The organism is Riemerella anatipestifer ATCC 11845 = DSM 15868 (genome assembly GCF_000252855.1).
In the GTDB taxonomy this organism is placed as follows: Bacteria; Bacteroidota; Bacteroidia; order Flavobacteriales; family Weeksellaceae; genus Riemerella; species Riemerella anatipestifera.
Genome location: NC_017045.1, coordinates 1,413,431 through 1,439,667, shown reverse-complemented (window position 1 = coordinate 1,439,667; position 26,237 = coordinate 1,413,431). Strand labels below are relative to the sequence as shown.

Below are 26,237 nucleotides of genomic sequence, written 5' to 3'. Positions count from 1 at the left end.
ATCTACAAAAAACTTTCTAGGTAAGCATTCCACCATCTACATTAAGCACCTGCCCTGTAACATAGCTAGATAACTCGCTACCTAAAAACACACAAGCATTAGCTACATCTTCTGGCTGACCTCCTCTTTTTAACGGAATGGTTTCTCTCCAACCTTGTACTGTTTTTTCGTCTAGTGCCGCCGTCATTTCGGTTTCTATAAAACCTGGAGCGATGGCGTTGCAACGGATATTTCTGGAGCCTAATTCTAACGCAATAGATTTAGTAAATCCGATTACCCCAGCTTTAGAGGCTGCATAATTCGCCTGACCTGCATTTCCTTTGATACCCACCACGGAAGTCATATTGATGATAGAACCACCTCTTGCTTTCATCATTGGTTTGATAACAGCTTTGGTTAGGTTAAACACCGAGTCTAAATTAACCTTTATAATAGTATCCCAATCTTCTTTAGACATACGCAACATTAGGTTGTCTTTGGTAATCCCTGCATTATTAACCAAAATATCTATTTTACCAAACTCTGCTAAAACTTCTTCTACGAGCTTTTGAGAGCCTTCATAATCCGAAGCATCGCTTTGATAAGCCTTAGCTTTGGTTGTCTTATTAAGTTCTGCCTCTAGAGCTTGTGCCTTATCCACAGACCCTGCATAAGTGAATGCCACCTGTGCTCCTTGCGCTGCGAAAATCTCGGCAATACCTTTTCCTATACCTCTGGTAGCTCCTGTAATGAGGGCTACTTTTCCTTCTAATAATCTCATATATCTAATTTTATTTTTTGTTCTCTAGTCAAATGTAATGATATTTTTCTAAATACTATTATTGATAACTAAAACGATTTCCCCCTTTAAAGTTTTAGATTGAGAAAATGCAATTAGTTCATCTATACTACCTCTTTTAGTTTCCTCGAATTTCTTGGAAATTTCTCTACTGAGGCTCACCCTAGTATGTTCTCCAAAAAAAGTTTTAATTTGTTCTAATGTGGTGTTAATTTTATGTGGACTTTCGTACAATACTACTGTTCTTTTTTCCTCTGCTAATTGTTTGAGTTTAGTTTGTCTACCCTTCTTGGGTGGAAGAAAACCGGCGAATACAAACTCATTATTGGGTAAACCAGACACTACCAAAGCTGGTACAAATGCCGTTGCTCCAGGCAGACAAATCATTTCTATATTGTTGTCGGCACAAGCTTTTGCTAAAAGATAGCCCGGGTCTGATATACCTGGCGTTCCCGCATCCGTTATCAAAGCTATATTCACGCCGTTTTGTAAGTCTTGCACAACTTTATCCGTCGCCTGATGCTCGTTGTGTAAATGGTAGGATTTTAGTGGTTTGGCTATCTCGTAATGTTTCAGCAACACTCCCGAAGTTCGGGTATCTTCACAGAGAATATAGTCTACCTCTTTGAGTGTTTTAATTGCCCTAAAAGTCATATCCTCCAAATTCCCAACAGGCGTAGGAACAAAATATAAATTACCTGACATAATACTACAAGAATTTATTCTCTACCAATGCCCACAATCTCTGAGCATACTCATCTACCTTACCCCAATTTCTTTCGTAGTAAACATCACTCAGATATTCTCTAGCTTGTTCTATATTATCAAAAGAATTCAACTTTTTGATAACTTCATTCATATCTACTTGGCTATTATCAAACAACACCTTTAGGAAAGCTAATCGGTCGTTAAAATCAAGTTTAAAATCTTGTCTAGGTTTGCTTGGTGTTGACAAAGGCGTTACTTCTTCTGAAACCACAGCTTCTTGTTTGGGTTCTGTAATAGTTTCTTCATCAAATAGAGACTGCACCGAAAGCCCCTTAATATGTGCTAACTTTATTTTTTTATCTTGCTCTTCGGATATTTCCTCTTCTGTTTCTTGATTTTCCTCTTGCTGTTCTTCTACACTTTGTGGTTCGTTATTTGCCACCGACTCCTCTAGCTCCAGTACCTCAAACTCTTCTTCCTTGGCATTCGCAAATTCAAACTTTAATTCTTCTACGATTTCAGTAGAGGCTGGCGTTTCTATTTCTAACTCTACTTCGTGTAGCTCCTCTACTTCTGTATGATGATTAGTTTCATCTACCACAACAGATAACTCTTCAAAAACAGTTTTTTCTTCCTGATTAACATCAATTTTACCAACCTCATTTAAACTTAATTCTACCTCATAATCTTTAAGTTTTTTAAGAAAAATAAGATTCTCATAGAGAGAAGATACTAAGTTTTCTTTTTCTAAAAAATCTTCGGAATTATTTATCGCTGATAGATTATCTAACAAGGTTTTACATTCTTCCCACACTTTTTCTTCCGTATAATTGAAGTTTACCATAATGTTTCGTTATTAAAAAATCCTTAATTTTGGGGTGCTTTATTTTTACGGCTAAAATAACAAATGTTTTTAGAAAATACAATCAATCACGCAAAACAAAGTGGATGGATGGAGGTCATCTGCGGTTCTATGTTCTCTGGAAAGACTGAGGAACTCATTCGTAGGCTTCGCAGGGCAGAAATGGCAGGGCTTAATGTAGAGATTTTTAAACCTAAACTTGACACTCGCTACTCCGAGGAAGATGTGGTTTCTCACAACAGAAATAAAATAAGAAGTACAGCGGTGGATACGCCTAACGAAATCTTATTACTAGGTTCTAATTGTGATGTGGTAGGCATAGATGAAGCTCAGTTTTTTGACCAAGGCATCGTGGAAGTAGCCAACCAACTAGCAAACAACGGAGTTAGGGTAGTAATTGCGGGGCTTGATATGGATTTTAAAGGCAGACCTTTTGGACCTATGCCTTACCTTATGGCAACAGCAGAATATGTTACTAAAGTACACGCCATCTGTAAAAGAACAGGCAACCTTGCTAATTACTCTATGAGAACGTCCACTAGCCAAGATTTAGTAGAACTAGGTGAAACCGAAAGCTACGAGGCTGTAAGTAGACGCGTTTTTGTAGATGAGTTTTTAAATAAGAAATCCTAACAGCCTATGAACTACACCGCAAGGCAAATTGCCGAAATCACAGGAGCAAAACTGATTGGTGCTGGCGACAAAATTATTAAACATTTTGCCTTTGATAGCCGCATTATCTATTCTCCCAAAAACACAGGATTCGTAGCCATTAAAACTAAAAAAAATAACGGCGAAAAGTATATTGCTTCTGCGGTAGAAAAGGGTATAGAACTCATTGTTTCGGAACATAAAACTTTGGATAACGAACATCTCTCGTGGCTCATTGTAGATGACACCGTAAAATTTTTACAAAAATTAGCCCATCTACATCTTAAATCTCACAACATACAAACCATCGGAATTACAGGCAGCAACGGAAAAACCATCGTTAAAGAATGGCTCTATCAATGCTTATCCGAAGACATTAGATGCGTTAAAAGCCCAAAGAGTTTTAACTCTCAAATTGGTCTACCTTTATCTCTCCTAAATATAAAACCCGAACATAAAGTAGGTATTTTTGAAGTGGGTATTTCCGAACCCAATGAGATGACAACTTTAGAAACAATTTTCTCACCAAAAATAGGCGTTTTAACTCACATTGGCTCAGCTCATATTTCTAATTTTAAATCTGAAAAGCATCTTGTAGATGAGAAAATAAGCCTTTTTAAAGATTCTGAAAGCATCATATTTAATGGAGACAACATTCTAGTTAGTAATAAAATAAACACACTATATTCAAGTAAAAATTTAATATCATACGGATTTAATAAGGATAACAATATTCACATTTCTTCGAATTGGAAAGACCGGCAACAACCCATTACTGTTCAATGCTTTGATAAATCTTTCTCTTTCCCAGCTCAGCAAAGAGACGAGGCTACTTTATCCAACGTGTTAGCCATCATAGCCGTGATGCATCTGTTGGAATTTTCTACAGAGAAAATGATAGAAAAAATTAACAATCTGAAAGCGGTGGAAATGAGGCTAGAAAGCGTTAATGGCATTAAAAACAACCTCATCATCAACGATTCTTTTAATCTAGATTTAGACTCTCTCAAAATCGCTTTTGAATTTATTAAAAGTTACCAAAAACCTAAAAAGTCTTTAATCATTACTGATTTTACAGAAAAATCGGACGCAGACAATCTATACCAAGAAGTCGCAAGTCTTATCAATGAGCAAAATTTTAATAAAGTTTTTTTAATTGGAGAGGAAATCAGCCAATATCAACACCTTTTAAATACTGAAAGCTTTAGTTTCAATACTACCAATGATTTATTTAGTAATCAAGAATTTAAAGATTTAGAAAATGAGCTTATCCTCCTCAAAGGAGCAAGAAAGTTTGAAATAGAGCAAGTAAAAACTTACCTAGAACTACAAAAGCACGATACGGTACTAGAGGTTAATCTAAACAATCTACTCCACAACATCAATGTTCACAAATCATTGCTAAAACCCGAAACTAAAATCATGGCAATGGTTAAAGCTTACTCTTATGGACTAGGTGGTTACGAAATAGCAGAGTTTCTACAACATCACCATATAGATTATTTAGGCGTTGCTGTTGCAGACGAAGGTGTAGAACTTCGTAAAAACGGAATTACAGTTCCCATCGTGGTAATGAACCCAGAGCAGCACAGCTATAATACCATTATAGAATATAATCTAGAGCCTAACATCTATAGTTTCAGAGTTTTAGAACTATTCCACAAACAACTAAAACAAAACGGTTACGAGGGAAGGTATCCCATTCACATCAAACTAGAAACAGGCATGCATCGTCTTGGTTTTAAAGAAGATGAGATAGACCAATTAAAAGACTACTTAAATCAAATGAGTGTAAAGGTAGAAAGTATTTTCAGCCATCTTTCTAGTTCTGACATTCCTCAAGAAAAAGACTATACCTTGGCACAATGCCAAAAATTTGATAAACTTTCACAAAACATCATCAAAGACCTAAACTATAAACCACTAAGGCATATCCTCAATTCGGCAGGAATTACCAATTACACCTATTATCAAATGGATATGGTAAGAATTGGCATCGGCATGATGGGAATTTCCGCCTCACCCGAAATTCAGCCTTTATTAAATCCTGTAGTGGCATTCAAATCTGTTATTTCTCAAATTTCGGAAATCCAACCCAATGATAGTGTAAGCTACGGCAGACGCTACAAAGCCTCTAAAAGCACAAGGATAGCTACCATACCCGTGGGATATGCAGACGGTGTCCCTCGCCTGTTAAGTAATGGCGTAGGCTATGTTGGTATTAAAAATACTTTATGCCCTATTGTAGGTAGTGTTTGTATGGATATGATGATGGTGGATATTTCTGACCTCCCTACCAAAGAAGGCGACGAGGTAACCATATTCCACGAAAAGCCTTCTCTAGAAGACTTCGCAATGTATTCACAAACGATACCTTACGAAGTACTCACCTCTATTTCTAGACGAGTGAAAAGAGTTTATATTAAAGATTAAAATTTTAACAAAGTTATAGATAAATCGGAATACTTCTTGCTACACGATTGATGTATGCTATTAACCAAATACAAAATCTTACGCATTTCATTTTGTTTGGTAATTTAGTTACTAAGGCATATTTTAGCCGATTGAATAGCTCTTCCATACATATGGAAAATGTTATAAAAACATCCAAATTATAACCTCATTGGTTTAGGATGTTTTTTTATGAATGATTTTTTAATTTTTATTAAAAATAAATAAACTACTCTATGAATAAAAAACTAAACGAACTATTACTCAACCTAATAAAACTAGAGCGAAAGGATATCATCAATATTTATTTATATGGTATCCTTAGCGGACTGGTATATTTGAGTATTCCTCTAGGTATACAAGCCATCATTAGTTATGCCTTTGGAGCCACTATGGTTACCTCCATCTATCTATTGATTGCATTTGTAGTACTAGGTACCTGGCTGACTGGCTATTTCCAAATAAAGGTAATGATGATTATAGAGAAAATCCAACAAAAGATATTTGTTGATTATACTTTCAAAATCGCTAAAAGATTACCCGATATAGACCTCTATTCGGTGAACAATTATCATCTTCCTGAACTTATCAATCGTTTTTTTGATACACAGAATTTACAAAAATCATTCTCCAAAATGCTATTGAGCATTCCTACATCTATTATACAAATTATTTTTGGAGTTATATTACTATCTCTCTATCATGTTTGGTTTTTGGTCTTTGGTATTTTTCTCATCATAGGCATTGTTGTTTTATTTAAACTTACAATGAAACAAGGTATAGAAACCAGCCTCAAAGAAAGCGATAGCAAATATCATCTAGCAGCTTGGTTAGAGGATTTATCATCAGCGATTAAAATATTTAAAGTAAGTTCTAACTCAAATATTCATTTAGAAGAAACCGATAAAAGGATGTTGCCGTATTTAGACTACCGTACACAGCATTTTCATGTTCTAAAATTCCAGTACAAATTAGTTATATTTTTCAAGGTTATCATTACACTAGTAATGTTGTCTATTGGCGTATATTTACTCATCAATCAAAAACTGAACATTGGTGCATTTATGGCAGTAGAAATTGTTATTTTGCTACTATTAAGCGCAGTAGAAAAACTAATAAAAAGTTTAGAAAGTTATTATGACACCATTACCGCCCTAGCAAAGCTAGATAAAATCACCGAATTAAAGACGGAAAACAATGGCAAACACGATATCTATCACAATAGTAATACTGGAGTCAATATTAGTTTCAATAGAGTCAACTATTCCTTTGATGGCAAAACCAATAAACTAGAAAATATAAACTTTGATGTTACAGCTAATGGCATTACCGTAATTTCTGGAGACACCGCTTCTGGTAAGAGCTTACTCCTTAACTTAATAGCTGGTTTTTATACTCCTACTCAAGGAAATATTTTCATCAATGGTGTGGGGATAGAAAACATCGATATGAATATCTACCGAAGTAAGCTGGGGCTAATGATAGACGAGCGAGGTATTTTTAAAGGAACTATTTTTGAAAACATATCCGTAGGCAATGAAAATATAAAACTAGATGATGTGGTTGCATTGGCAAAAGAAATAGGTATAGACAGCCATTACTTCTCAAACGACTTACTTAGTGTAATTAATGATGTTAATTATCAGCTCCCTTACAGTACAAAAAAAATCATTATGCTTCTGAGAGCCTTAATTGGAAATAAAAAATTAATCCTTCTAAAAGAACCATTAGAAGGCTTAGGCGAAAGCATTAAACCTAAGCTGATAAAATATATCCAAAAAACATCTCAATACAGAACCTATATTATCATCTCTCAAGATAAAGATTTGATTAAAGCAAGCCAACATCATTTATCTATGAATAAAGGGAAACTAGAAGTCATAAAATAAAAACGCAAAGATGAACTACAAATCTCACAATAAAATCTACCGAATACACCAAAAAACCAACATCAAAAAATGGTTTTTTATTGGACTTGGCATTCTGCTTTTATTACTATTACTTCCATGGACACAGAACATCCATACCAATGGCTATGTAAGTGGGCTTTACCAAGAGCAGAGACCCCAAAGCATACAATCTCCAATACCTGGGAAAATCATACACTGGTATGTAAAAAACGGTGACCAAGTAAAAAAAGGTGACACTCTTCTTAGAATTTCCGAAATAAAGGAGGACTATATGGATCCTCTATTGGTGCAAAGAGCAGAAGACCAAATCAATGCGAAAGACAATGTAAGAGATTACTACTCTGCAAAAATAAAAACCATTGGAGGACAGCTAGATGCTTTGAACGCTGCTAGAGAACTCAAACTGAACCAAATCAGAATAAAACTGCAACAACTCAACTTTAAAATCAATGCAACTAATGCTGAACTTCAAGCTGCCAACAATGAGTTTAGAATGGCGGAAGACCAGTACAGAAGACAAGAAGAAATGTACAAACAAGGGCTTGTCTCTTTAACAGATTTCCAAAGGAGAAATGTATCTTACCAAAATGCCCTAGCAAAGAAAAATAGTATAGAAAACAAACTTGCCGAAGCTCAGCAAGAAATCCTTTCTCTACAAGTAGAACAAAATGCGACTATACAAGACTATAACGAAAAAATAAGCAAGCTAGAAGGCGAGCGTTTCCAAAGTATGGGACAGGTAGCAGGAAGTGATGGCGAAATAGCCAAACTACAAACCCAAGTTACCAACTATAAAGTAAGACAGGGGCAGTACTACATTATTGCTACTCAAGACGGACAAATTACCCAGCTCAGCAAAACAGGGATTGGTGAGATTATAAAAGAAGGCGAAAACATAGGTATTATTGTTCCAAAATCGGTAAAATATGCCGTAGAATTTTATGTATCTCCAGTAGATTTGCCACTATTACAGGAAGGGCAAAAGATACGCTGTACCTTTGATGGCTTCCCTGCCATTGTATTCTCTGGGTGGCCCAACTCAAGCTATGGGACTTTCCCTGGTAAAATAATCGCTGTAGAAAACAACATTTCTCAAAACGGAATGTTCAAAGTAGTAGTAGTAGAAAGTGGTGATAAAAAGTGGCCACCAAACATCAAAATGGGAGCAGGCTCAAAGGGTATTATTCTTCTAAACGATGTCCCTATCTGGTACGAGATATGGCGTAACATCAACGGCTTCCCTCCTGATTACTACATCGCAAACAAACAAAAAGATGAAAAAAATAAAAAATAAAACACTATATCTTGTTTTTTGGGTTTTCTCCTATTGCTTGTCTGCACAAGGAGATAGCCTTTCGTTTTCATTAGGCGAATATCTCTCCGCCGTATCTACGCATCACCCTGTTATCAAAAAATACCGCTATGGCAAAGAAATAGCCAAAAACGAAATCCTAAAATCCAAAGGAAATTTCGACCCTATATTATCAGGAGCTTTGGGACAAAAAACATTGATAATACCATCTATTATGATAAAAAAGGGCTTGAAGTAGATATCCCACTATGGTACGGAATGAATGTAATAGGTGGCGTGAGCAATATCTCTGGAAAAAAACTAGACAACAGCACAACCTCTGGCGAGCTATACAATGTAGGCGTTAATATCCCTTTAGGCAAAGGGCTAATTTACGATAAAAGAAGAGCCGTTTTGCACCAAGCCGAAGCCTTGTATAAAATGACAGAAGCCGAACAAACCACCCTCATCAACGAGATTTTGGTAGATGCCGAAAATATGTATTGGGAGTGGGTAAAGCAATATCAAATCATTACCGTTTATAAAGAAAGGCTCAATATAAGCGAGGAAAGGTTAGAAATGATAAAAAAGTCTTATGACTACGGCGAAATGGCATCCATAGGCGTAACCGAAGCCGAAACTCTGTATCAAGAATTTCTACTGGGTTATCAGCAGGCATCATTGGATTATAAAAACACTATGGAACAGCTTGAGCTTTTTCTCTGGAAAGATAACCAGTCGGTAACATTACCGCCGTCTGTATATCCGCTAGAGGTATTTAGTTCAGAAAAAGTAGCAGATTACCCTATGCTGAAAAATTATATAGAAGAAAACTTTAGTTCGCAACATAGAGCCCTAAGATACTATCTACACAAAGATGAGTTTCTAAATGTAGAGAAAAAATTAAAGTGGCAGAGCTTCCTCCCGAAGATAGACTTCAGTTATAATCTCTTTAGTAAACCTAGCAAACCTATTGAGGTATTCCCTCTATTTAATAATTTCCAATACGGTCTCAAACTGGAAGTTCCTATTTTTATGAGAGAAGCTCGGGCGGACTACGAAATCATTAAACTAAAAAAACTCCAAAACGAAGAGGATTTAAAAATGAAAAAACAAGAACTCTTTACCAAGTTAGAAGTTTATAAAAATGATTTTGAAGGCTACACCAAACAGCTAGAACTCTACAAAGAGTATTACGATAATTACAACAAACTGGTAAAAGGAGAAGAGATTAAATTTAAAAACGGAGAAAGTTCATTATTTATACTCAACTCTAGAGAGTCTAAACTTTTGGATATCCAAAAGAAAATTTACAACACCGAAAACAAAATTATAAAATCCTATAACGGGGTTAAACTATTCCAAATGAATATGAATACCCAGCCCTAAAAAAACAATCTTCATTATGCTTAGTATCAAAACATTTACCTTCAATCCCTTTTCAGAAAACACCTATATAGTTTATAACGAGGATAGACAAGCCTTCATTATAGACCCAGGTAATTTTACCGCAAACGAAACTTTAGCGTTATCCGAGTTTATAACCTCACAGAACTTAACGGTTAAAAACATTCTACTAACCCACGCTCATATAGACCATATCGTAGGATTGCAGTGGGCTTTTGACACCTACCAAGTACCTGTGCTAATGCACCAGTTAGATCAAGAACTTCTAGACAGGGCTCCCCTTACCGCAAGGCAGTATGGATTTAATATGCTACCCTTTGTAGGACAAATCACCTTTATAGACGAAGGCGAAACACTCCACCTAGGAGCTGATACTCTACATCTATTACACACTCCTGGGCATTCACCTGGGAGCATTAGCTTCTACCACAAGGAGCAAAATTGGGTAATTTCTGGCGATGTACTTTTCCAAGGTAGCATTGGCAGAACCGACTTATATAAAGGCAATTACGAACAACTCATTGAAAGCATCAAAACTAAACTACTCACCTTACCACCAAATACCCAAGTTTACAGTGGACACGGAGCGAGTACCAATATCGGTTTTGAACAACAATACAATCCGTTTTTAAAGTAAGTTTACTACAAACAGATGGTTTAATGTAGTTTTAATATCTTTGTGGAAGGATTGTAAACTTTTAATTATGCAACTTAAGACCAATTATTCTCTTAAAAACCATAATACCTTTGGGGTAGAAGCATTTTCTAAATACTTTGCAGAAGTCGGTAGTTTAGAGGAGCTAACCGCTGTCCTAAAACTAGACGAGATTAAAGGCTTACCTATATTATTTCTAGGTGGTGGGAGCAATATCTTATTAACAAAAGATTTTAATGGGCTTACCATCTTACTCAACCTAAAAGGCATCAAAGAACAACACCTAAACGATGATGAAGTATTACTCACGGCACAAGCAGGAGAAAATTGGCATCAGTTTGTACAATACAGCTTGGAGAAAAACTATGGTGGACTGGAGAACCTCTCTCTAATACCAGGTAATGTAGGTACTTGCCCTATCCAAAATATAGGAGCATACGGCGTAGAAATTAAAGACCACTTTGAGTCTTGCCAAGTCCTCAACCTAGAAACACTAGAAGTAGAAACCTTTAATAAGGAGAAATGCAATTTTGGATATAGAGATTCCTTTTTTAAGCGAGAAGGCAAGGGCAAGTATGTTATACTAGAAGTCAGCTTTAGACTAACAAAAAGAAACCACTCCATTAGAACCGACTACGGTGCTATACAACAAGAACTTTCTAGTCTAAATGTTACCCAGCCTAGCATACAAGAGGTGGCACAAGCGGTCATAAACATCAGAACATCTAAACTTCCTAACCCTAAAGAGCTAGGTAATGCAGGTAGTTTTTTCAAAAACCCGAGTGTCAGCACAGAGGATTATCAGAACTTACAAAAACAATTCCCTAACCTCCCTGGTTATCCACAAGGCAGCCATACCAAGGTTCCTGCAGGTTGGCTGATAGAACAAATAGGCTGGAAAGGTAAACAAATAGGCAATGTAGCGACACATTATTTACAAGCACTAGTCATCATCAATGCTACAGGAAATGCCACAGGCGAAGAAATCTATCGTTTTTCATCTGAAATCATCTCTTCCGTAAAAAATACCTTTGGGATTACTCTAGAACGAGAGGTTAATATTATCTAATATCATAAAAAGCAAAAAGGTGTTTTAGAAAATTCTAAAAACACCTTTTCTTTATATAAGAATAATACTTTTACAGTAGAAATACTTTTTTATTCTTTTTTATAAAAGAAACCTTCAAAAAGTTTGCTGTATAGTTGACCCAAATTCTTTTTATCCGTTGGCGATTTTTCAACAAAAGGTATCGTATTATAGAACACAACTGTACTTTTTTCCGCATCAAATATCATTGCATATACGGCAGTATTAGCTTTTATAGGAACAGGTGCGTACATTCCCATAGTTAAAATACCTATCCCTACCCCTTTCGCAATTTGGTTACCATAATTACCTTTCCTTCTATCAAAGCCTGTATTAACCACACATAACGCAAATCTTTGATTTTGTGCTTTCACAATAGAATCCATAACTGGGGTCGTCTTGATATGGTCTAGCTTTCGAGTATCTCTAATATGAAGCATGGTTTTTAGAATATCATCCTCAACTCTCTGCCTTAATTTTTCATCAGTTAGATTAAACTTAGTTGTAATTTTGGGACTACTTGAACTCCAAATAATCGAATCCATAATTTTTGAAGACAAGTTTGACAACGAATCGCTCGGCTCAGATTGATTACCTTTCTTAATCAACCTAATCATTGAAATAGTTTCAAAATTTCCTAGATTACTAATTTCACTCGGCTGAATACTTTTGTCATTCAGCATCATAGACGCACACGAATTTAGAACAAGCAAAGCCAACAAACCCTTTAAAATTTTCGCCAGTTTAGACATAACTTTTTTATTTTCTCCGACACAAATTTATAATTATTTAGCAATATCATTATCTTCTCACACTCAGTTTTTTATCTTATTCAGTAGATTTAATATTTGCATTGTAAACCTATTTTAAAGTTAACTCTCACTTTTTTTGAGTTAAACATCTATAATTCAAAAAAAATACTTAATTTTGCACCCTTAACTAACTAATAAATATTTATAACAATGTTTGCAATCGTAGAGATAGCAGGGCTTCAATACAAAGTTGAGCAAGACCAAAAATTGTTTGTAAACCGTCTTTCTGGTGAGAAAGGAGACAAAGTAACTTTTGATAAAGTACTTCTTACCGTAAACGGAGCAACAACAGTAGGCGCCCCAGCTGTAAGTGGTATCGCTGTAGAAGCGGAAATTATTGAGCATTTGAAAGCTGATAAAGTTATCGTTTTCAAAAAGAAAAGAAGAAAAGGTTATGCTAAGAAAAACGGGCATAGACAATCTCTTACTCAAATCAAAATTGTTTCTATAACAGGTTTTGATGGTGCTAAAAAATCTTCTGCAAAAACAGAAACCAAAGCTACTGCAAAAAAATCTTCTAAAAAAGGAGATGACCTTACTCTAATTGAAGGTATTGGTCCTAAAGTAGCGGAGCTTTTCGCAGGAGCAGGTATTACTTCTTTTGCTGATTTAGCAAAGAAAACTAAAGAGGAGCTAGAAGCCATCTTAGATCCTAACGGTGCTGTATATGCAGCTATGGATCCTACAACTTGGCCTCAACAAGCACAACTAGCTGCTGATGGAAAGTTTGAAGAGTTAGAAGCTCTTAAAGGACAACTAAAAGGCGGAAAAGCCTAAGTATTTTTTCAACCTAAAAAAACTTTAAAACAAAATGGCACACAAGAAAGGAGTTGGTAGTTCCAAAAACGGTAGAGAATCTCACTCTAAAAGATTAGGTGTGAAGATTTTCGGAGGGCAAGAAGCTATCGCTGGAAATATTATTGTAAGACAGAGAGGTACACAACACCACCCTGGAGAAAATGTAGGGATTGGTAAAGACCATACTCTGTTTGCATTAGTAGATGGTACAGTGGTATTTAAGAAAAAAGCTAACAACAGATCTTTTGTATCTGTAGAGCCTAACGCTTAATAAGAAAAATAACTTTTTGCATACGTAAAGTTTAATTGTTAAACATGAAAAAACTCCGCTTCAAAAATTTTGAAGCGGAGTTTTTATTTTGTTTTTTTTGTAGTTATGAGTATTAAAATAAAATTTATCTTGAAACCAACACTTAATATCTACTCTTTTTCTAGCTCAATCATATTATAAATACCTCCAGCACTATCAATTGGAGTATTGCATATATATTTATCCACTAATTTAATATCAATCATAGGTCTCTTAAATTTCATTGCATCTTGCCCTTTTATATCAACAGCAATGTATATTTTATCGCCTTTAGGGTAAAAATGGAACTTATAGTCGTGTTGGTGTCTTCTATTAAGTTTAAACTGTCGGAAAGAGAAATAGTACTTATCATCATAGGTAATCAAAAAATCATTCTCTCCATATTCATTCATCATTTTATCCTTAATCTTACCGTCATATAAAATGATATATTTCTCTCTCCTACTGAAAAGTTCAGCATCTGTTGTACGATTAATTGAATTAACACCATTACCAAATTCAATCTTCACTTTATCTTTTGTTAATGGACTGTCAGCAGTTACTTTCATTGAATTACTATTCCATAAAAGCAAAAAGTCTTTATTTAATTTATAAACAATAAATCCTCCCGCAACTAGAAATAACAATCCCAACGCAATTACTCTGCTTCTATTTTTCACTTTACAGATACTTTCTAGACTTAATCTTTTATTTCCATTTAATATTACAACCTAAGCTAGGCTTTTGTAGTTCTTCTTGTGGTTGTTCTGCTAAAAGGTTTTCAAAAGCAATAATTAAATCCTCTCCCGTTACCTCGTGCTGATTTCCTGGGCGAGAATCGTCCATCTGACCTCTATATACTAAGTCTAATTTTTCATCAAAGAAATAAAAATCTGGAGTACACGCAGCATCGTAGGCTTTAGCAATAGCTTGACTCTCATCAAATAAATAAGGGAAATTAACACTGTGTTCTTCAGCAAAATCAATCATTAACTCTGGTGAATCCGCAGGATAGTTCTCTATATCATTAGAATTAATTGCGATAAACTCGATTCCTTTAGCCTTATAATCTTCATAGAGTTCTGCTAATTTATCTATCACATGAATCACAAACGGACAGTGGTTACACATAAAAACTACCAATGTTCCTTTCTCTCCTTTTAAGTTATCTAAAGATTGTAATTCGTTATTTTTAGCAGGATTAGGAAGCTCAAAAAAAGGAGCTTTAGTTCCTAAATCCAACATATTAGACGGTGTTCTAGCCATTTTATTTTAAATTTAAGTTATTAAGCAAAGATACTAATTCCTCCTTAGAATATTGGTACGGAAGTTCTATCAGATGAGGAAGTTTTCGGTTCCAGGTCATTTGGCGTTTCGCATAGCGTCTAGAGTTTTTCTTAATCTCGGAAACAGCAAAATCTAACTCCCAATCACCATTCAAGTAATTAAACAACTCTGTATAACCCACTGTATTCAAAGCTACTCTATCTTGATATTGAAGTAAACCTTTAACCTCATCTAGCAAGCCTTTCTCCATCATTCTATCCACCCTTTGGTTGATTCTTTCATAGATAATTTCTCTGGGTGCTGTGAGTACAATCCTAATAGTATTAAAGTTTCTTTTAGGCTTAGTTTCAGCTATAATTTCAGAATAAGGTTTCCCTGTTTGTTTAATAATATCTAAAGCTCTTATCAAGCGTCTAGGATTATCTTTATCCACCTGCTGATAATAGACCTCATCTTGTGCTTCTAACTGCTTCTGTAAAGCTTCTATCCCTTCCTTATTAAAGATTTGTTCAAGTTCTTTAGTATAATCTTCGTTAGCTTCTGGCAAATCATTAAGACCTTCCACTACCGCCTTCTCATACATACCACTACCGCCTACCATTACCACGACTTTATATTTCTGAAACAACTTATCTAATAAAGCCAAAGCTTCCTTTTCGTACCGACCGATAGAATAATCTTCTGTAATAGATAAATGCCCTATAAAATGATGTGGCACAATAGCCAACTCCTCCTTAGAAGGAGCGGCTGTACCAATAGGTATTTCCTTAAAAAACTGTCGTGAGTCGCAGGATAAAATCTCAGTACCGAAAAACTGGGCTATTTTTATTGCCAATTCGGTTTTACCTATTCCCGTAGGACCTACAACAGATATAAGTGTTCTAGCCAAGATGACAAAAGTATTTTCTGACTATTATATACGCTCTATATCTGCTCCTAAAGCCTTGAGCCTGCCATCTATATTTTCGTAACCTCGGTCTATCTGCTCTATATTATGAATGATAGATTTACCTTCAGCCGAAAGTGCAGCTACCAAAAGTGCATTTCCTGCACGAATATCAGGGGAAGTCATCACAGTACCTCTAAGTGGCGTTTCTTGATTAAGACCAATAACCGTAGCTCGGTGTGGGTCACAAAGGATAATCTGAGCTCCCATATCTATCAGTTTATCCACAAAGAACAATCGAGATTCAAACATTTTTTGATGTATCAATACACTTCCTTTAGCTTGAGTTGCTACTACCAACATAATAGACAGCAAATCTGGCGTGAAACCTGGCCAAGGTGCATCAGAAATGGTTAAAATAGAGCCATCTATAAATTTCTGTATTTTGTAGTGTTCTTGTGCTGGGATATAAATATCTTCACCGCTTTTCTCTAGCTGAATACCCAATTTTCTAAAAGTATTTGGAATAATCCCCAACTGATTCCAGTGAACATCTTTAATGGTGATTTCAGACTTCGTCATTGCTGCCAACCCTATCCAAGAGCCTATTTCTACCATATCCGGCAACATAGTGTGTTCTGTACCATGTAAATATGAAACACCTTCTATGGTTAATAAATTTGAGCCGATACCCGAAATTTGAGCTCCCATTCGGTTAAGCATTTTACAAAGCTGTTGTAAATAAGGCTCACAAGCAGCATTGTAAATTCTAGTTTTACCTTTCGCTAATACAGCCGCCATAATAATATTAGCCGTACCTGTTACTGATGCTTCTTCTAAAAGGATAAATTTACCTTGTAAAGACTTTGCTTTTAGACTATAAAAACTTTCTACATCATTAAAATGAAACTCTGCACCAAGCTCAACAAATCCCTGAAAATGAGTATCTAACCTTCTTCTTCCTATCTTGTCTCCTCCTGGAGTTGGCATATAACCTTCGCCAAACCTAGCCAACATAGGACCTAAAAGCATAATAGAACCTCTAAGTTTAGCTCCTTCTTTTTTAAATTCTTCGGATTTAAGATAATCTAAATTAAGACTATCAGCCTTGAAGATATAGTCCCCTTTTCCATTTTTGGTTACCTTAACACCTAGGTCTCCCAGTATACCAATTAGCTTATTAACATCTTGTATATCAGGTATATTTTTTATTCTTACTTCTTGATCTGTTAATAAAACAGCACATAATATTTGTAGAGCTTCATTTTTAGCTCCTTGGGGCGTAATTTCGCCTTGAAGTCTTTTACCGCCTCTGATTTGAAAAGCACCACTCATTATGATTTTCTTTTGTATTTATTGTTAGAGTTATATTTTCTTCTATTATTTCCATTATTATTCTGATGTTTGTTTTGATATTTAGGGTTATTCTTATTAGAATTATAATAGATTTTACTCTTTTCTAAAGAATCTATCCCTGTTAAATCTAATCTATTTTCAGAAAGTTCCTTTAAATGGCGGAAGATAACATCGTCTTGTACATGTTCTTTATTATAAACATTGTACGACTTTTTCATATTATTAGCAATTACCTCTATAAGAGCCTCTTTCTCATCGCCATCTTCTAGTTCTAAAGCTCTTTCTATAAGTTGCAAAATGCTTTTACCATAGAATTTATAGTCTCCTTGTAGCTTAGGATAATCCATCTTTTTAGGCTTCTGATTGATTTCCTCTGGCGTAGGAAAAGGATATGGTGCATCTACATCTAAATCATAACCTGAAATAATATACAAATGATCCCAAAGCTTATGTGCGTAGTTTTCCTCGTCTCGAAGTTGCGGATTTCTCTGTCCCATAAAATCAACAATAGCTTTGGCAACTTTATTTCTTTCTTCCTTGGAAGGAAGCGTCTTGCAATATTCTACAAGTTCTTGTATAATTCTCCCATATTCGGGTAATTGTAAGTTTGTCTTTTGGGTATTGTATTCCATTTCGCAAAGATAATGAAATTTTGTATTGATATAAATCTCTTTTTATGTCTGAGCGAGTTTTATGAGGCGATGATTAACTACTTTATCTATCATCTGTAGAACTCTATTTGCTTTAACAAAAAAAAACTGATTCACAATTATTTTGAACCAGCTATTTAATTTAATTTTTAACTAGAAGCCTAAACCCTTCCCCGTGTACATTGATGATTTCTAGACCATCATCATCTTTAAGCAATTTTCTTAATTTAGCGATATATACATCCATACTTCTAGCGGTAAAATAGTTTTCTTTTTTCCATATTTTACGAAGTGCTAAATCTCTAGGCATAAAGTCGTTTCTGTGGAGACAAAACAACTTCAAAAGCTCGTTCTCTTTTGGAGAAAGTTTATATTCTTTATCGTGTACTTTAAGCTGCCTCAACATAGAGTCAAACTCTATATTGCTAATGCTAAATTGCTCTTGCTCTTCTTCTTCCAAAGAAGTACTTCTGGATAAAATCGCCTTAATTTTATAAAGTAACAGTTCGGTATCAAAAGGTTTTGTTATATAATCGTCTGCACCTAACTGATAACCTTTCAAGATATCCTCTCTTAAATTTCGTGCTGTTAGGAAGATAATTGGAATATTTTTCCCTAATTTCTTAACATCTTCTGCTAATGTGAAGCCGTCTTTTTTTGGCATCATAACATCAAATATACAAATATCAAAATCGTTATTTGTATATTCTTTAAGACCTTCCTCGCCGTCTGTAGCAAGGGTAACTTCAAAGTTATTTATGCTTAGGTAATCTTTAAGCACCGCTCCGAAACTTTGGTCATCTTCTACTAATAATATCCTGTTGCTCATAGCTTAATTTTTTTATAATTAAATCATTGGAAGTTTTACAATAAAGGTACTTCCCTTTCCTTTTTGGGTTTCTACACTAATTTGTCCTTTGTGGAGTTCTATTATTTTCTTAACATAGGAAAGCCCCAAACCTTGACCTTTTACATTATGTACATTCCCTGTTTCTTCTCTAAAGAACTTCTCAAATATCTTAGTTTTATTTTGAGGCTCCATTCCCATACCTTTATCCGAAATTTCTATCACATAATAATTTCCCTCGTTGCGGGTTGCAATTTTAATTTCGGGCTTATCTGGTGAATATTTATTCGCATTATCCAGTAGATTGATAAGCGTATTAGATAAATGAAACTCATCTACTTTTAGATTATAGCGTTCTGCCTTAAAATCTTCTGTAAGCCTTCCGCCTCTTTCGTTTACAATAAGCCTAACAGAATTAGCAATGTTTCTTATCAACTCCCTCAAATTGGTTTCTCGCAAGAAAAGCTTCATTTCGTTCCTCTCTAACTTTGACATATTGAGGACATTCTCCACCTGTTTTTTCATTCGGAGATTTTCTTGCTTTATGAGTCCAGAGTAATATTTTACTTTAATTGGATCACTAGCTATTTTATCGTTTGCCAAAGAATCCGTAGCCACCGAAATTGTAGCTAAAGGCGTTTTGAACTCATGAGACATATTATTAAGAAAGTCTGTTTTTACTTCTGCTATTTTTTTCTGTCTCAGCATATAATTGATAGAAATAATGTAAATAAATACAATAGTTAAAAGTGAAAAAACAGTTCCTAAAAGCAATGGCAAATTATCCCTTAACAAAGAGTATTTTTTATCTGGAAAAACAAGCGACAAGGTGTAAATAGGCTGCTCTTCTTTATCGGTAAAAAGAGGAAAACTATAATTAGCTTTAGATTGATTTTCAAGGTAAACCTCATCAGCAATAGTGGTTAGTTTTTTATTTTTATCTAGCACACCATAACCAAATTTAGCACTAATACCTATTTTTTGAAACTCTTTAGACAGTACTGAATCTATCTCCTTACCACTTACTCTTTTGTGTATGGGCAAGTTATTCGCATTTAGTTTAGCAAAATCTCTGAAAGTAAAAGTATTATCATTGATATCTTTACTCAGTTGTGCCGTAAGCAATTCTGTTGTACGCCCTGCTCCTTTCAAACGATAAATACCCTCATCAGCATAGACTTTAACCCTTTCCAAAGTGTCTCCTTTAGAGGAAACTGGTATTTTCTGAGGTTCTATAATACTTCTACTAAAGGAAATAAGTTTTTTATCTGCCGAATCTTGTACTTGCCTGATAATATTTAGAGTAGGTTTGTTTTTATCCTCATTTATAGAAGCTTGGAAGCCTTCATATTCTTTTAGATATTTATCTATTTCAATATTAGAAATATCTTGCGTGGAGCGTTCCAAAACTTTTTGAACCTTGCCTGCGAATTCTTCTTCAATAGAGCTATAATATTCCTTAAGCCAATAAAATTGAAAACTGACGAACACCAATAGAGAAATCGTCATCAAAATAGATATAATAGGAATAAATTTGTTACGCACTTTTCAGGTTATTTTTCAGATGTTAAAATTAAATATTTCTTATCAACAAAAAAACAATAAAACTCGTTTTTTAGAAATTTTATCTTAAAAACGAGTTTTTTAACAGATTATTATGAGTTTCGCACCTCTAACTTTCTTGTTCTAGCAAATCCTCATCTATAAAATATTGTATAATTGCTTTTTTCATAAGAATACTTTGCTCATTAGGTTTTAGCTCAGGCAGAGGCTCTAATTCCTCGTAGTGAGGCCAGCCTTCCGCATCGTACTCTTTAAATTTATAATAACCAAACGGCTCTAATAACCTACACACCGCTATATGGAGAAGATTTAGTTTGTCATCTTTGGTATATTTTTGTTTTCCACCACCCAATTCCTGTACGCCTATAAGAAACGATATTGTTTCCAATGACGGATTGCTTTCACTCTGAAAATGCTCTACAAAAAACTGTTCTACCCTACCCCAAAGCTCTTGTTCTGTAGCCATAATTTAATATTTGTTGTCTTTATTACGCTTGCAAAGTTACCTTTTTTCACCAGAAATCCATTCAAATAATGAATAAATGAGATTTTGTTATATTTGAAGACTAAAAATTATCAGAAAAATGAAAAAATATTTTTTTCTATCATTATCGCTTTTTTTAACCTCGTTGGGATATGCACAAAAAGGTAAATACTACCAACAACACGCTAGCTACAATATGGATATTGATGTAGATGTTAATAACTACACTTACCACGGCAAGCAGTCCGTTACTTATACCAACAATTCTCCTGATGAGCTAAAGGAAGTTTACTTTCATCTCTATTGGAATGCCTTTAAACCAAACTCTATGATGGATGAAAGAGTAAGAAACCAAGGCGACAATGCTGACAAAAGGCTAGTAGAAAAAAATAAAGCAGGAAAAATAGTTTCTAGATTAGCTTCTATTCCTGAAGGGAAAGAAGGCAACCAAAAAATAAATTGGATTAAACAAAATGGTAAAGAGCTCCAGTTTGAAGTTCAAGGAACCATTATGAAGGTCTATCTTAATCAACCTATAAAACCAAACTCTACGACAACTTTCACTATGGATTGGGACGCCAATATCCCTTATCAAATCCGAAGAGCAGGAAGACAAAACCGAGAAGGCATAGAAATGACCATGACCCAATGGTACCCAAAACTAGCAGAATACGACTACGATGGCTGGGCAACTTTTGATTATATAGGGAGAGAGTTCCATGCTCCTTTTTCGGATTATAACATCAATATCAAAATAGACCCTAGCTATGTTATAGGTGCGGGTGGAACGCTTACAAACCCTACCGAAGTTAAAGGCTACTCTTTGCAGTCTAAACCTAAAACAGATGCCAATGGTAAAGCGACTTGGAATTGGACAGCAAAAAATATTCTAGACTTTGCTTGGGCGGCAGACCCAGACTATTCCGTAGAGGAATTTATTGTACCTGATGGACCGAAAGTCTATTTCGTTTATCAAAAAAATGAAAAAACCGAGTATTGGAAACAAGCCAAACCTTATGTTAATAAGTTCTTTCAAATTATGAATGCTAACTTCGGTCGCTATGTTTATCCTAGCTATTCGTTCGTTCAAGGTGGCGATGGTGGTATGGAATATGGTATGTGTACTATGATACTTGGAGAAGCCAAAAGTTTAGAAAGCCTAGTTGGGCTAATGGCTCACGAAGGTGCACACTCCTGGTATCAGCAGATGTTAGCAACTAACGAAAGTACCACACCTTGGCTAGACGAAGGTTTTACTTCTTACGCCGAAGACTTTGCTATGTATCAGCTTTTCCCTCCTAAAGAGGCTTGGCCAAACCCTTTTATAGGTGCTTTAGAGGGTTATAGAAAGTTTGTAAAAACAGGAAAAGAAGAACCTGCCGTTTGGTTTGCAGACCATCACGACGACGGCACAGCCTACTCCGTAGCTTCCTATACTAAAGGAGAGCTTTTCTTAGTGCAGCTAGGGTATATTATGGGAGAAGACCTTTTGAAGACCACACTACTAAAATACTATGATGAATGGCATCTAAAACACCCTACTGATAGAGATTTTCTCCATATTGCTCAAAAAATATCTGGTATGGATTTAAAATGGTTTAAACATTACTGGATTAACACCACCAAAACCATAGACTACGCCATAAAAGAAGTAAAGTATAACCCCAACTCTACTACCATTACTTTAGTAAACAAAGGCGGAGTTCCTATGCCTATAGATTTTGGAGTACTTACCAAAGATAAAAAAATAACTTCTTACCATATCCCATTAAATATGATGAGAACACCTAAAAAATCTGACTTTTTAGGCAATTTCACTACTTTGGATTATTGGAATTGGACTTCCTTAGAATACACTTTTGAAATACCTTTTAACAAAGAACAAATTTCCGTTCTAGGCATTGATTTTTCACAAAGATTAGCAGATGTAAATCCAGAAGATAACTTTTTAGAAGTAAAATAGTTTCTCTGCTAAAAAATAATTATCATTATGAAAACTATTGTAGTCAACATAGGAAATACCAATATCCGTTTTGGGTTATTTAATAATGAGGGATGTAGCCTCTCGTGGGTTATTAACACTAAACCCTACCGAACTAAAGACGAACTTTTTGTTCAGTTTCTGATGCATTATCAATCTTATGACATCAAACCCAAAGAAATAGACCAACTGATAATAGGCTCCGTTGTACCACAAATGACCAACGATATTGTAAGAGCATTAGAAAAAATACACCACCTAAAACCTATTTTGGTAGATAGGAATACACCCTCTGAAGTTAAACCAAAGTCCAAACAAATGGGTACCGACATCTATGCAAATTTAGTTGCGGCTCATCATCTCTATCCTAATAAATCAAAGATAATTTTTGATTTTGGTACTGCACTCACGGCTAGTTGTATTTCTCACAGCGGCGAAACTTTGGGGGCTATTATTGCTCCTGGAATTATTACCTCTCTTAAAAGTTTAATACAAGATACTGCACAGCTCCTAGAAATAGAGCTACAAGCACCTAAATCCGTTCTAGGATTAGACACTGTGAGTTGTATGCAAAGTGGTATGGTGTATGGGTATCTAGGTATGGTAGAAGGTTTTATAGAAAGAATCAACCGAGAAATAGGAGAAGAGGCCTTTGTAATAGCTACAGGCGGCGTTTCTCATGTCTATAAGCCTTTATCAGACAAAATCCATATAGCCGATAGGCTGCATACCCTTAAAGGTCTTTATTTTCTTGGGAAAGCTCTCTTTTAAGCGCTTCTACTTCTTCTTTTTGGGAATAATATTTTTCTTGTAAAGCAGAGCCCTCTCCCATTCTTCGGTAGTACTCTAGTGCTTTATCAGCAAATTGTTTTCTATTGAAGTCTGGTGCATCTGGTATTTGAGGAAATACTTTATGGAATAAAGTTTCATAATAGGCTTGGAACTCTCTTTCATTTTTATCCTCTACCAATGTTTCCTGTGCCTTTTGTCTTACATGTAGCATCTCATGTGCTATAAGATTAAGAACTAAATTAAAATCAAAATCAAAAAGATTTTTAGGTATTTTAACTTTCTGTGGCTGGGATAGTTCTCCCTCCGTAGTAAGTACAATAGACCTAGCGTCCATCTCCTCTCTAAAATCAAATCCTGCAAAATTAAAATGCTCTAACCCAAAAGCTTTAATCACAAAAGATGCCGCATCTAGAATTTGCCCATATGTTTTGTAAGCATCTATGTGAAATTCTACTTTATTTAAGTCCATCCTTGTTTCTTATACTTATTAGAAAAAAGTCTTATCAAAATATTTTGATAAGACCTTTGTTTATTTTTAGAACTCTATATTAACTTCTAATTTTTCAGCTAAGAGCTTGGATATTTTGAGTTTTAGAGGCTCTATATCTATGTTTTCCATTGCATCATTTGCAAAGGCGTAAAGCAATAATGCTTGTGCCTCATTTTTAGAAATTCCTCTAGCACGAAGGTAGAATAAAGCATCTTCATTTAGCTGCCCTACCGTACAACCGTGAGAACATTTTACATCATCTGCAAAAATCTCCAACTGTGGTTTAGAATCTATCGTAGCACCCTCGCTTAGTAAAATATTATTATTCTGCTGATAAGCATTGGTTTTTTGAGCTATTTTATCTACAAATACTTTCCCATTAAACACTCCATGAGCATTATCCTTAAATACTCCTTTGTAGTTCTGATAACTTTCACAATTAGGCTGATTATGGTGTACAGCAGTATGATGGTCAACTAGCTGGTCTTTACCAATAATGGTAATTCCATTCATAAAAGAGTTGATATTTTCTCCTTCCTGAATAAAATCTAAATTATTACGCACCAACTTCCCTCCGAAAGAGAAAGTATTTACCGTAGCTAAGCTATCCCTCTCTTGCTTCACAAAAGTATGGTCTACCAGATACGAAGTATCTGTATCGTTCTGTAACTTATGCCAATCTGCTTTAGCGTTAGGTTTAGTAAAAATTTCAGTAAGGCTATTGGTAAAGGTAAACGAATCATCAAAATTATGATGACTTTCTATCACTTCTATCTGGCTACCAGCTTCTACCACCAATATATTTCTCGGATTATAGAACGTATTTTCTGATTGATTTTGTGAAATATAGAAAATATGTATAGGCTTTTCTACCACCGTATTTTTAGGCACATAAAGTGCTACTCCCGAATGAGCGAATGCCAAATTAAGATTTGGAAACGCCCAACTCTCGTTAGCAATAGTATTAAAATAAGGACGGAACAAAGCCCCATTCTCTCCATTAGAAAGTGCCTCTTCTAAGGCAAGTACTTTAATATCTTTATCTGAAATCTTAGAAAGCTCTGGACACCATTTCCCGTTAACTAGCACTACCCAATCAAAATCTTCTTCTCCTAGACGCAATGCTTTCAGTTCCTCTTCAGAAATATGATGTTCTTCTTGTGGTAAAAACTGATATTGTTTTTCTATAATTTCTTTTAGATTGGTATATTTATATTCCTCATCTTTTTTAGAAGGAAAACCTTTGCTTAAGAATCGCTCCAAAGCATTTAATTTATCCCCCGAAAGTGAAGAAGAATGTGTTTTAATGTTCTCAAATAATGACATAAAAATCTTTTTTGACTAATTAAGTAAGACTGTTGTGCCTTACCATTTATTTTTATATTGATAAACCTATAATAGATTTACACAACTTATAAACTTTTAAAAGTTTTGGATTGATTAGAGTAGCCAATCGTACCCTTTCTCCTCTAACTCCAGCGCTAAAGTTTTATCTCCTGTTTTAATAATCTTACCGTCCGCCAATACGTGTACAAAATCTGGCTGAATGTAGTTAAGCAATCTCTGATAATGAGTGATTAGAAGCACGGCATTCCCTTCATTTTTGAAATGATTAACCCCTTCGGATACAATTCTTAACGCATCAATATCTAGCCCCGAATCGGTTTCATCTAAGATGGCCAGTTTAGGATTAAGCATCATCATTTGGAAAATTTCGTTTCTTTTCTTTTCTCCTCCAGAGAAACCTTCGTTAAGTGAGCGAGAAAGGAAGTCTTTCTTTATACCTAAAAGTTCAGATTTTTCACGGATAAGTGCCAACATTTCTTTCGCAGGCATATCCTCCAGTCCGTTAGCCTTTCTGGTTTCGTTGATGGCTGCCTTGATGAAATTGGTTACCGAAACCCCCGGTATCTCTACTGGATACTGGAACGAAAGGAAAATCCCCTTATGAGCTCTCTCTTCTGGAGCATCTTCTACTATATTTTCCCCTTCAAAAAGGATTTCTCCATCGGTAACTTCGTAGTCTTCCTTTCCTGCAATTACAGAAGAAAGGGTAGATTTCCCAGCTCCGTTAGGTCCCATAATGGCGTGTACCTCACCCGGTTTTATTTCTAAGTTAATCCCTTTAAGGATTTCCGCTCCGTCCTCTATCCTAGCATATAAGTTTTTTATATTTAACATTTCTATATATAATTCTATTTA

General features: G+C 35.1%; 27 protein-coding genes. 12 read left to right on the top strand and 15 right to left on the bottom strand.

The annotated features are described in order from the left end of the window. Positions 1-16: 16 nt before the first annotated feature. Genes fabG through RA0C_RS06840 form a run of 3 tightly spaced genes read right to left on the bottom strand, consistent with a single transcriptional unit; the run spans position 17 to position 2,330 of the window. Entirely contained in the window at positions 17-760 is a 744-nt protein-coding gene (fabG, locus tag RA0C_RS06850; RefSeq protein WP_004920615.1) for a 3-oxoacyl-[acyl-carrier-protein] reductase, read from the bottom strand. Positions 761-808: 48 nt separating this feature from the next. Beyond that, on the bottom strand, positions 809-1,483 hold the full coding sequence (gene rsmI / locus RA0C_RS06845) for a 16S rRNA (cytidine(1402)-2'-O)-methyltransferase (RefSeq protein WP_004920612.1): 675 nt from the start codon (positions 1,481-1,483) through the stop codon (positions 809-811). A 4-nt stretch (positions 1,484-1,487) separates the two neighbouring features. Continuing rightward, positions 1,488-2,330 carry a hypothetical protein gene (locus RA0C_RS06840; RefSeq protein WP_004920609.1) on the bottom strand — a complete coding sequence of 281 codons (843 nt, stop codon included), beginning with the start codon at positions 2,328-2,330 and terminating at the stop codon, positions 1,488-1,490. Positions 2,331-2,393: 63 nt separating this feature from the next. Here RA0C_RS06840 and RA0C_RS06835 point away from each other — a divergent pair, with 63 nt between their 5' ends. The 8 genes from RA0C_RS06835 (at position 2,394) to murB (ending at position 11,782) form a co-directional block, all read left to right on the top strand. Beyond that, positions 2,394-2,981, top strand: coding sequence for a thymidine kinase (locus tag RA0C_RS06835; RefSeq protein ID WP_004920607.1), 588 nt, complete (start codon positions 2,394-2,396; stop codon positions 2,979-2,981). A gap of 6 nt (positions 2,982-2,987) precedes the next feature. Further along, positions 2,988-5,432 carry a bifunctional UDP-N-acetylmuramoyl-tripeptide:D-alanyl-D-alanine ligase/alanine racemase gene (locus tag RA0C_RS06830; RefSeq protein ID WP_004920603.1) on the top strand — a complete coding sequence of 815 codons (2,445 nt, stop codon included), beginning with the start codon at positions 2,988-2,990 and terminating at the stop codon, positions 5,430-5,432. Between the two features lie 254 nt (positions 5,433-5,686). Continuing rightward, positions 5,687-7,339: an ATP-binding cassette domain-containing protein gene (locus RA0C_RS06825; protein WP_013447010.1), complete on the top strand. Its 1,653-nt coding sequence runs from the start codon at positions 5,687-5,689 to the stop codon at positions 7,337-7,339. A 10-nt stretch (positions 7,340-7,349) separates the two neighbouring features. Next, complete coding sequence (locus RA0C_RS06820) at positions 7,350-8,654, top strand: HlyD family secretion protein (protein ID WP_013447009.1); 1,305 nt, start codon at positions 7,350-7,352, stop codon at positions 8,652-8,654. Beyond that, a complete protein-coding gene (locus RA0C_RS10570; protein ID WP_231919851.1) occupies positions 8,635-8,910 on the top strand; it encodes a hypothetical protein in 276 nt (91 codons plus the stop codon). The genes RA0C_RS06820 and RA0C_RS10570 overlap by 20 nt, the downstream gene beginning before the upstream one ends. A 20-nt stretch (positions 8,911-8,930) precedes the next feature. Next, the gene (locus tag RA0C_RS06815) at positions 8,931-10,040 is read left to right on the top strand and encodes a TolC family protein (protein ID WP_014411307.1); all 1,110 of its coding nucleotides are present in this window, start codon (positions 8,931-8,933) and stop codon (positions 10,038-10,040) included. Positions 10,041-10,056: 16 nt separating this feature from the next. Next, positions 10,057-10,695 (top strand): MBL fold metallo-hydrolase, encoded by a 639-nt coding sequence (locus RA0C_RS06810; RefSeq protein ID WP_004920592.1) that lies wholly within the window; start codon positions 10,057-10,059, stop codon positions 10,693-10,695. A 67-nt stretch (positions 10,696-10,762) separates the two neighbouring features. Then, positions 10,763-11,782, top strand: a complete 1,020-nt coding sequence (gene murB / locus RA0C_RS06805) for a UDP-N-acetylmuramate dehydrogenase (protein WP_004920589.1) — start codon at positions 10,763-10,765, stop codon at positions 11,780-11,782. An 89-nt stretch (positions 11,783-11,871) separates the two neighbouring features. Here the strand turns inward: murB and RA0C_RS06800 are convergent, their stop codons facing one another. Then, entirely contained in the window at positions 11,872-12,552 is a 681-nt protein-coding gene (locus tag RA0C_RS06800; RefSeq protein ID WP_004920587.1) for a hypothetical protein, read from the bottom strand. 210 nt (positions 12,553-12,762) lie between these two features. Between RA0C_RS06800 and rplU the strand changes: the two genes are divergently transcribed. Then, positions 12,763-13,389: a 50S ribosomal protein L21 gene (gene rplU, locus RA0C_RS06795; protein WP_013447008.1), complete on the top strand. Its 627-nt coding sequence runs from the start codon at positions 12,763-12,765 to the stop codon at positions 13,387-13,389. A gap of 34 nt (positions 13,390-13,423) precedes the next feature. After that, positions 13,424-13,681: a 50S ribosomal protein L27 gene (gene rpmA, locus RA0C_RS06790; RefSeq protein WP_004920580.1), complete on the top strand. Its 258-nt coding sequence runs from the start codon at positions 13,424-13,426 to the stop codon at positions 13,679-13,681. A gap of 149 nt (positions 13,682-13,830) precedes the next feature. On the opposite strand, the gene RA0C_RS06785 is transcribed toward rpmA, so the two are convergent. The 8 genes from RA0C_RS06785 to RA0C_RS06750 form a co-directional block, all read right to left on the bottom strand. Continuing rightward, positions 13,831-14,379, bottom strand: coding sequence for a hypothetical protein (locus tag RA0C_RS06785; protein WP_013447007.1), 549 nt, complete (start codon positions 14,377-14,379; stop codon positions 13,831-13,833). 28 nt (positions 14,380-14,407) lie between these two features. Continuing rightward, the gene (locus RA0C_RS06780) at positions 14,408-14,965 is read right to left on the bottom strand and encodes a thioredoxin family protein (RefSeq protein WP_004920573.1); all 558 of its coding nucleotides are present in this window, start codon (positions 14,963-14,965) and stop codon (positions 14,408-14,410) included. Position 14,966: 1 nt separating this feature from the next. Next, positions 14,967-15,875, bottom strand: a complete 909-nt coding sequence (gene miaA / locus RA0C_RS06775) for a tRNA (adenosine(37)-N6)-dimethylallyltransferase MiaA (protein WP_004920572.1) — start codon at positions 15,873-15,875, stop codon at positions 14,967-14,969. A 24-nt stretch (positions 15,876-15,899) separates the two neighbouring features. Then, positions 15,900-17,207, bottom strand: a complete 1,308-nt coding sequence (gene murA / locus RA0C_RS06770) for a UDP-N-acetylglucosamine 1-carboxyvinyltransferase (protein ID WP_004920568.1) — start codon at positions 17,205-17,207, stop codon at positions 15,900-15,902. Further along, the gene (locus tag RA0C_RS06765; protein WP_004920566.1) at positions 17,207-17,860 is read right to left on the bottom strand and encodes a DUF4290 domain-containing protein; all 654 of its coding nucleotides are present in this window, start codon (positions 17,858-17,860) and stop codon (positions 17,207-17,209) included. The genes murA and RA0C_RS06765 overlap by 1 nt, the downstream gene beginning before the upstream one ends. A gap of 160 nt (positions 17,861-18,020) precedes the next feature. Then, positions 18,021-18,707, bottom strand: coding sequence for a response regulator transcription factor (locus tag RA0C_RS06760; protein ID WP_004920563.1), 687 nt, complete (start codon positions 18,705-18,707; stop codon positions 18,021-18,023). An 18-nt stretch (positions 18,708-18,725) separates the two neighbouring features. After that, entirely contained in the window at positions 18,726-20,234 is a 1,509-nt protein-coding gene (locus RA0C_RS06755) for a sensor histidine kinase (RefSeq protein ID WP_014615084.1), read from the bottom strand. 163 nt (positions 20,235-20,397) lie between these two features. Next, the gene (locus RA0C_RS06750; protein WP_013447006.1) at positions 20,398-20,754 is read right to left on the bottom strand and encodes a hypothetical protein; all 357 of its coding nucleotides are present in this window, start codon (positions 20,752-20,754) and stop codon (positions 20,398-20,400) included. A gap of 118 nt (positions 20,755-20,872) precedes the next feature. Between RA0C_RS06750 and RA0C_RS06745 the strand changes: the two genes are divergently transcribed. Together RA0C_RS06745 and RA0C_RS06740 are read left to right on the top strand one after the other, a co-directional pair. Beyond that, positions 20,873-22,735, top strand: coding sequence for a M1 family metallopeptidase (locus RA0C_RS06745; protein WP_013447005.1), 1,863 nt, complete (start codon positions 20,873-20,875; stop codon positions 22,733-22,735). A 27-nt stretch (positions 22,736-22,762) separates the two neighbouring features. Further along, positions 22,763-23,524, top strand: coding sequence for a type III pantothenate kinase (locus tag RA0C_RS06740; RefSeq protein WP_013447004.1), 762 nt, complete (start codon positions 22,763-22,765; stop codon positions 23,522-23,524). Here RA0C_RS06740 and RA0C_RS06735 read toward each other — a convergent pair. The 3 genes from RA0C_RS06735 to sufC form a co-directional block, all read right to left on the bottom strand. Beyond that, complete coding sequence (locus RA0C_RS06735) at positions 23,487-24,014, bottom strand: hypothetical protein (RefSeq protein WP_013447003.1); 528 nt, start codon at positions 24,012-24,014, stop codon at positions 23,487-23,489. The genes RA0C_RS06740 and RA0C_RS06735 overlap by 38 nt on opposite strands. Before the next feature lie 66 nt (positions 24,015-24,080). Beyond that, positions 24,081-25,361: a Fe-S cluster assembly protein SufD gene (gene sufD / locus RA0C_RS06730; RefSeq protein WP_013447002.1), complete on the bottom strand. Its 1,281-nt coding sequence runs from the start codon at positions 25,359-25,361 to the stop codon at positions 24,081-24,083. Positions 25,362-25,475: 114 nt separating this feature from the next. Then, positions 25,476-26,216, bottom strand: a complete 741-nt coding sequence (gene sufC, locus RA0C_RS06725; RefSeq protein WP_013447001.1) for a Fe-S cluster assembly ATPase SufC — start codon at positions 26,214-26,216, stop codon at positions 25,476-25,478. Between the last annotated feature and the right edge of the window lie 21 nt (positions 26,217-26,237).